The organism is Paraclostridium dentum, from assembly GCF_012922555.1.
GTDB lineage: Bacteria > Bacillota > Clostridia > Peptostreptococcales > Peptostreptococcaceae > Paraclostridium > Paraclostridium dentum.
This window is the reverse complement of sequence record NZ_WIPK01000110.1, coordinates 1-490: the sequence shown is the minus strand read 5'-3', so window position 1 is coordinate 490 and position 490 is coordinate 1. Positions and strand designations below refer to the sequence as shown.

The following is a 490-nucleotide window of genomic DNA, read 5'->3' as shown; positions in this document are numbered from 1 at the left end:
CTTTGAAAAGGATGTGTATTATGAGTTGGACGGCAAGAACGAGAGCTGTAAGAAGAAGTCTCTGCAGTCTCACAAGCACCCCATGGAGGTCCCGACCGACGCCACACACGTGGACGAGCTGTACTTGGGAAGCCCCGATAAGTCCGACCAGGGCCTCAGGGTGCGCATGTGGTCCGGCAATATGTCTGACAACGACGCGCATCACTCACAGGCCCACTACTCGATCATGACTACGTCCTGCGGCTGCATCACCGTCTCCTGCACCTACCACAGCGAGAAGAATGACCTCGTCTTCAGTTTCTTCAACGTAAAGCCTGAGGCTGAGGAGCAAGTGTTCAACCTTCCTGATTACTGCGATGATGTGCCTTTAGATGCTGATGGTGCAGATCACAGCTTCTTCGACCTGTTCCATGAATGAATCATTAACAACATATGAATCAAATCAATCAACACACAGGATTATGGCATAACACGAATCTTAAGAAAAAAA

At 49.4% G+C, this 490-nt stretch carries 1 protein-coding gene; it reads left to right on the top strand.

The genetic code is table 11. The features are described from left to right. Positions 1-418 (top strand): hypothetical protein (locus GFJ41_RS17995; protein ID WP_170076011.1); only part of this gene is annotated, 418 nt, incomplete at its 5' end. Between the last annotated feature and the right edge of the window lie 72 nt (positions 419-490).